Annotated in this window: 6 protein-coding genes; 5 read left to right on the forward strand and 1 reads right to left on the reverse strand. The window is 66.7% G+C overall.

Translation table 11 applies throughout. The features are described 5' to 3' along the window. The first annotated feature begins 62 nt into the window (after positions 1 to 62). From GAK28_RS20050 to GAK28_RS20070, 5 genes are all read left to right on the forward strand, one after another. A complete protein-coding gene (locus GAK28_RS20050) occupies positions 63 to 2,438 on the forward strand; it encodes a TonB-dependent siderophore receptor (RefSeq protein ID WP_291783602.1) in 2,376 nt (791 codons plus the stop codon). A 13-nt stretch (positions 2,439 to 2,451) separates the two neighbouring features. After that, a complete protein-coding gene (locus tag GAK28_RS20055; RefSeq protein ID WP_291783605.1) occupies positions 2,452 to 3,132 on the forward strand; it encodes a Fe2+-dependent dioxygenase in 681 nt (226 codons plus the stop codon). An 85-nt stretch (positions 3,133 to 3,217) separates the two neighbouring features. Next, on the forward strand, positions 3,218 to 4,363 hold the full coding sequence (locus GAK28_RS20060; protein ID WP_291783609.1) for an ABC transporter substrate-binding protein: 1,146 nt from the start codon (positions 3,218 to 3,220) through the stop codon (positions 4,361 to 4,363). Further along, positions 4,360 to 5,439, forward strand: a complete 1,080-nt coding sequence (locus GAK28_RS20065; RefSeq protein ID WP_291783612.1) for an iron ABC transporter permease — start codon at positions 4,360 to 4,362, stop codon at positions 5,437 to 5,439. Before GAK28_RS20060 ends, GAK28_RS20065 begins: the two co-directional genes overlap by 4 nt. Beyond that, positions 5,436 to 6,206 (forward strand): ABC transporter ATP-binding protein, encoded by a 771-nt coding sequence (locus tag GAK28_RS20070; protein ID WP_291783616.1) that lies wholly within the window; start codon positions 5,436 to 5,438, stop codon positions 6,204 to 6,206. The genes GAK28_RS20065 and GAK28_RS20070 overlap by 4 nt, the downstream gene beginning before the upstream one ends. Before the next feature lie 54 nt (positions 6,207 to 6,260). Here the strand turns inward: GAK28_RS20070 and GAK28_RS20075 are convergent. Next, on the reverse strand, positions 6,261 to 6,546 hold a 286-nt coding region (locus tag GAK28_RS20075; protein WP_291783619.1), incomplete at its 5' end, for an IS3 family transposase.

Here is a 6,546-nt window from a genome sequence, read left to right on the forward strand (position 1 = left end):
AGCCAGCGCCACCACCTGTGGGAGCGAGCTTCGTGACGCAATCGCTCGCCACAGGAGATCCCATGTACCACGCCCAGGCTGACCGCCCCACCCTCGCTCCGCTGGCCGGCTCGCTGGCCCTCGGCCTCGCGCTCGCCGTGCTTGCCGTTCCCGCGCATGCCACCGATGCCGATACCGACGCCCCGCAGAAAAAAGCGGCCAACCTGCCCTCGATCCGCGTGGATGCCGACGCGTCCTCGCCGTACAAGGTGGATACGGTGTCCTCGCCCAAGTTCACCCAGCCCCTGCGTGATACCCCGCAAAGCATCACCATCGTGCCGAAGGCCGTGCTGGACGAGCAGAACGCGCAGACCCTCCAGGACGTGCTGCGCAACGTGCCGGGCATCACCTTCATGTCCGGCGAGGGCAACCTGGGCTGGGGCGACCTGTTCACCATCCGAGGCTTCTCGTCGGAACAGAGCCTCACGGTGGACGGCGTCCGCGACGCGGGCATGTCCAGCCGAACAGACACCTTCAACCTCGACCAGGTCGAGGTCTACAAGGGCACCGGCTCGGTCGAATCCGGTGTGGCCGCCGTGGGCGGCAGCGTGAACCTGGTGAGCAAGGAAGCCCGCCTGGAAGACTTCAACCACATCTCGGTCGGCGCCGGCTCGGCGGAGTACCGGCGCCTCACCGCCGACATCAACCACCAGATCGGCGACGGCAGCGCACTGCGCGTGAATGTGATGGGCCATCGCAATGGCGTGGTCGATCGCGACACCACGGACTACGACCGCCGTGGCGTGGCCGCCTCACTCGGCCTGGGCCTCGACGGCCCCACGCACGTCTATATCGACGGATTCCACCAGCGCGATCGCAACGTGCCGGATGGCGGCCTGCCGATCCAGCGCGGTACGGGCGGCGATCCGATCCCGGGCGTACCGCGCTCGGCGTGGTACGGCGCAGCCGGCATGTACACGCAGCAGACCGCCAGCGATTCGCTCACGCTGAAGATCGAGCACGAAGCCAGCGACGACGTCCACCTGCGCAACCAGACCCGCTGGCAGCGCACCGACAACTTCGGCGTGCTCTCGCCCGCCCGCTTCTTCTCGGCCGGCGCGAACGGTCGCAAGACCTGCACGGGACCGCGTTGCGCGACGCTTGGCTATGCCGGCCTCGGCCCGCTCTCCAGCGCCTCCGGCGTGCCTTCCTATACGGACTACACCAACCTCGACGGTCAGCCCTACGGCATCCTGCGCGGTAACGACTTCGGCACGTCCACGCGCTACACGATGCTCGACAACCAGAGCGATGTGACCCTGCGCTTCGATACCGGTAGCTGGAAACACGACCTCGTGACGGGCATCGAGTTGTATCGCGAGAGCTACGGCGGCCACGCGCGCGACGCCTACGTGCCGTCCGGCGACCTGTGGTTCGACCTCGCCGATCCGTCGCACAGCTTCCCGGGCACCTGGACGCGCAAGGGCGTGGGCCAGCCACGTTCGACGATCACCGACGGCGCGGTCTATGCCGCCGACACCATCACCTTCTCGCCGCACTGGCAGGCCCTCGCCTCGCAGCGCTACGACCGCTGGCAAGCACGGACCACCCAGGTCGGCACGCAGACCACGCGCAGCGACGACGGCGCATGGAGCGGACGCGCCGGATTGGTCTACAAGCCCGTGGAGCCCGGCAGCATCTATGTGTCATACAGCCAGGCGGCCGAGCCGTCCGCGCTGGGCGCGACTACCAACAACCTCATCTATGGCGCGGCCAACACCAAGGCCTACACCCCGGCGAAGTCGAAAACCTGGGAGGCGGGCAGCAAGTGGGACCTGCTCCATGGCCAACTTTCGCTGACCGGCGCGGTGTTCCGCACCGAGCTGAGCAATTCGTGGGAGTACGCCGAAGGCGAGACCGCGCCGGTGCGCGCGCTGCCCGCCAAGCGCGTAGACGGCTTCGAGCTGGGCGCGCAGGGCCAGCTCACCCAGCAGTGGTCGATCTTCGCCGGCCTGTCGCGCCTCATCAGCCGGCAGACCAAGGGGGCCAACGACGGCATCGCCGCCAAGAACGTGCCGGACTGGTCGGGTAATATCTGGACCAGCTACGCCGTCACCCCGGACCTGTCGCTCAGCTACGGCGTGCAGTACGTCGGCAAGCGTCGCTACAGCGACAACCGCTACGTGGGCGGCCTGAACAACAACAGCAGCTATGCGACCGGCCCCTCCGGCGTGTATCCGATCTATGCGCTGGATACGGAAAAGGCACCGTCCTACTGGGTGCACAGCATCGCGGCGCGCTACCGCGTGAACAGCCACCTGCACCTGAACCTCAGCGTGGACAACGTCTTCAACACGTTCTACTACGCGCGCATCGGCGCGTCGCTCGACGGCTTCCAGCTGTATGGCGTACCCGGTGCCGGACGCACCGCCATCGTCAGCGCGGACCTGTCGTTCTGAGGAAACCCCGCCCATGATGCTCACCCTTCCCGACGTATTCACCCCCGACGAAGCGGCCCGCCTACGCGAACAGCTCGCCGACGCGTCGTGGGTGGACGGCAAATCCACCGCCGGCGCGCAGTCGGGCGAGGTGAAGCGCAATCGCCAAGTCGATGAGGACGATCCCATCGGTCGCGTGCTGGGCGACGAGATCATCCGTCGCCTCACGGCACATGCCGTGTTCATGTCGGCGGCGCTGCCGCGACGGATCTATCCGCCGCTGTTCAACCGCTATGCGGATGGCGAATCGTTCGGCTTCCACGTGGACAACGCGGTGCGCGGCATCAAGGGCGTACGCGAACGCGTGCGCACCGACGTATCGTGCACGCTGTTCCTCGCCGAGCCGGAAAGCTACGACGGCGGCGAACTCGTCATCCGCGACACCTACGGCACGCACGCCGTGAAGCTCGGTGCCGGCGACATGGTGCTGTATCCCGGCAGCAGCCTGCACAAGGTGGAGCCGGTGACGCGCGGCGAACGCTGGGCCAGCTTCTTCTGGGTGGAAAGCCTGGTCCGCCAGGATCAGTGGCGCAGCATGCTTTTCGACATGGATGTCGCGATCCAGCGCCTCACGGCGCAGCAGGCCGACAAGGACTCCCTGCTCGAACTCACCGGCGTCTACCACAACCTGCTCAGGCACTGGGCGGACGTCTGATACCCGCCGATACGCGACGACATAGGGACGTGCGGCATCGACACTTCGCCAATACATCGGCATCACAGAATGGGATGTTTCCCCGATGATCGCCTCCCTCCCCATGTGGTCCACGTTCCGTCGCGCAGTGCGCACCGTCCTGCCGCTGCTTCTCGTCCTCACGGCCTCATTGGCCCACGCCGGTGAAACCGTCACCGACATGGCCGGGCGCCGTGTCACCCTGCCCGACCACGTCGAGCGCGTGCTGCTCGGTGAAGGCCGTCTCCTCTATGCGATGGCCCTGCTGGAAGGCAAGGATCCGCTGCGACGCATCGTCGGATGGCAGGGTGATCTCGAAGCCCTCGACCCGCAGACCTGGGCGACTTACCGCCAGGCCTTCCCTGGCATCGACCGCATTCCGCTGATCGGTAAATCGTCGGAGGCAACGGTGAGCGTCGAAAAGGCGCTGGCCCTGAAACCCGATATCGCGATCTTCAGCGTCGGTGGCCACGGTCCCAGCCGGCACAATGCGCTGGTACAGCGTTTCGAGGCGGCCGGTATTCCGGTGGTCTTCGTCGATTTTCGCCAGAGCCCGTTGAAGGACACCGCGCCCAGCATCGAGCTGATGGGCAAGGCCTTGCACCGCGAATCGCAGGCCAAGGCCTATCTCGATTTTTACCGCCAGCACATGGACCGCGTGCGCGCGGCAGTGGCGTCGGTGCCTGCCGCGGAACATCCCAAAGTCTTCATCGAACTGCTGGCCGGCGTCTGGGGTGGTTGCTGCCACACCGCCGGCAAGGGCAACCTCGGTGAACTCGTGCAGGCGGCCGGTGGTATCAACATCGCGGCCGACCTGCTGCCCGGCGTGATCGGCGACCTCAACCTGGAACAGGTCATCGCCTCCGCACCCGATGTCTACGTCGCCACCGGCAGCCGTCGCGAAGGCGATCGTCCGGCACTGCACATCGGCGCGCAGACCCCGGCCGACGAGGCGCGGCGCTCGCTGGATGCATTGCTGACGCGTCCCGGCCTGACCGCGATCAAGGCGATCCGCGAGGGACACGTCCACGGGCTGTGGCACAACTACTACGACTCGCCCTACAACATCGTGGCCATCGAAGCCTTCGTAAGCTGGTTCTATCCGGGCTGCTTCCCCGATATCGATCCGGCGAAGACCCAGGCCGAGCTCTATTCGCGCTTCCTCGCCGTACCGCCGGGCGGCACGTATTGGATCGACGGAGACAAGCCATGACACGCGCGTTGCCACCAGAGGCGCTGGACCCGGCCCATGCGGACGCGAGCCGGCGCTATCGCCGGCTAAACGCGCTGCGCTGCCTTGGCCTGCTGGGCGTGGTGGCCCTCATCGTGCTCGCCGTAACCATGGATTTCACTCATGGCCCGTCGCCGTTGGCCATCGGCGACCTGTGGCGCGCGCTGGTGTCCCCCGACAAGGTGTCGCCAGAGGTCTCGGTGATCGTCTGGCAAGTCCGCTTGCCGTATGCGTTGATGGCCGTGCTGGTCGGCGCCTCGCTGGGACTGGCCGGCGGCGAGATGCAGACCATCCTCAACAATCCGCTGGCAAGCCCGTACACGCTGGGCGTGTCCGCCGCCGCCGCGTTCGGCGCCGCGTTGGCCATCGTGCTCGACCTGCACATCCCCGGCGTACCGGTGAGCTGGCAGGTGCCGATCAACGCCTTCGCCTTCGCGTTGGCGAGCGCCCTCATCCTCGATGGCGTGGCACGCTGGCGAGCGCTGCCCACGGCCGGTGTCGTACTGATGGGCATCGCGCTGGTCTTCGTCTTCCATGCGCTCGTCTCGCTGCTGCAGTTCGTCGCGACGGAAGATGCCTTGCAGGGACTGGTCTTCTGGACGCTCGGCAGCCTGGTCCGCGCGGACTGGACCAAGCTCGGCGTGCTCACCGTGGCGCTCGTGCTGGGCCTGTTGCTCGCGCTGCGGCAATCCTGGGCGATGACCGCGCTGCGGCTTGGCGAGGATCGCGCGGCGAGCTTCGGCGTGGACGTGAAGCGGCTACGCCTGGGTACGCTGCTGCGGGTCTCGGCCTTGTCGGCGCTCACGGTGTCCTTCGTCGGCACGATTGGGTTCATCGGCTTCGTGGCGCCGCACATCGCGCGCTCGCTGTTCGGCGAAGACCATCGCTTCTACCTACCCGGCTGCGTCACCGTCGGTGCATTGGTGATGTCGCTGGCCTCCATCGCGTCCAAGGGCATCCTGCCCGGCGTGATCATCCCGGTCGGCATCGTTACCGCGCTGGTGGGGATTCCGTTCTTCCTGGTGATCGTGGTGCGCGCGAGCGGGAGGATGTCGTGAATGGCGCGCTGCTCGCCCGTGGCTTGCAGGTGCGCCTGGGCGGACGCGAGATCCTGCATGGCATCGACATCGGCCCCTGGCGTGCCGGGGAAGTCACGGCCCTGCTCGGGCCGAATGGCAGCGGCAAGTCCACGCTGCTGCGCGCGTTGGCCGGCCTGGTACCCGTGCACGGGCATGTGCAGCTTGGCGACGCCGTAGTCACCGGCGCCGCAACACGCGGCAGCACCGTCTACCTGCCGCAGGCGCTACCGGCCGGCGTGCACCTGCGCGTGCTGGAATCTGTGCTGGCTGCGGCGCATGCGGGCTCGGGACGCAAGGTCGAACCCGCCGAAGCCATGGCGCTGCTGGCGAGCCTGGGTATCGACGGACTCGCGATGCTGTTCCTCGACCAGCTCTCCGGCGGTCAACGGCAACTGGCGGGCCTGGCGCAGGCCCTGGTACGCCGACCATCCGTACTGCTGCTGGATGAGCCGCTGAGCGCGCTCGACCTCAACCATCAGTTGCAGGTGATGCGCATGGTCGCTGCCGAAACGCGGGCGCGCGGCATGGTCACCGCGATCGTGCTGCACGACCTCAACGTCGCGCTGCGTTTCGCCGACGAGGCCGTGATGCTGCGCCAAGGGCGCGTAGAGGCGGCGGGACCCGTCGCGAAGGTGATTTCTCCCGCGACCGTCGAGCGCGTGTATCGCGTGACGGCCCGACTGGAACCCTGTTCGCAAGGCCGTCCGCAACTGATCGTCGACGAGGCGCTCAGCGAGGGGCGTTGAGCGCGCGTTCGCTATGCCTGCGGATGATCTTGCCCCTGATTTACGGACACCTATCTAAGCGACATTGGCCAGCTCGTACTGCTCTGGGCTGAGGTAGCCCAGGGTCGAGTGCAGCCGGATCCGATTGTAGTCAACCTCAATGTAGTCAAACACATGAGCCTTGGCCTGCTCCCGTGTGGCGAGGTGTTCACCATGGATGGCCTCGACCTTCAGACTGTGGTTCCAACTCTCCATTGCTGCGTTGTCGTAGCAGTTGCCTCTGGCACTCATGCTGGCGATCAAAGCGTATTGCTCCAACAGGGCGCGGTGCTCGCGCGAGCAGTATTGGCTACCACGGTCA

Origin of the sequence: Luteibacter sp. (assembly GCF_009912395.1) — a bacterium.
Lineage (GTDB): Bacteria > Pseudomonadota > Gammaproteobacteria > Xanthomonadales > Rhodanobacteraceae > Luteibacter.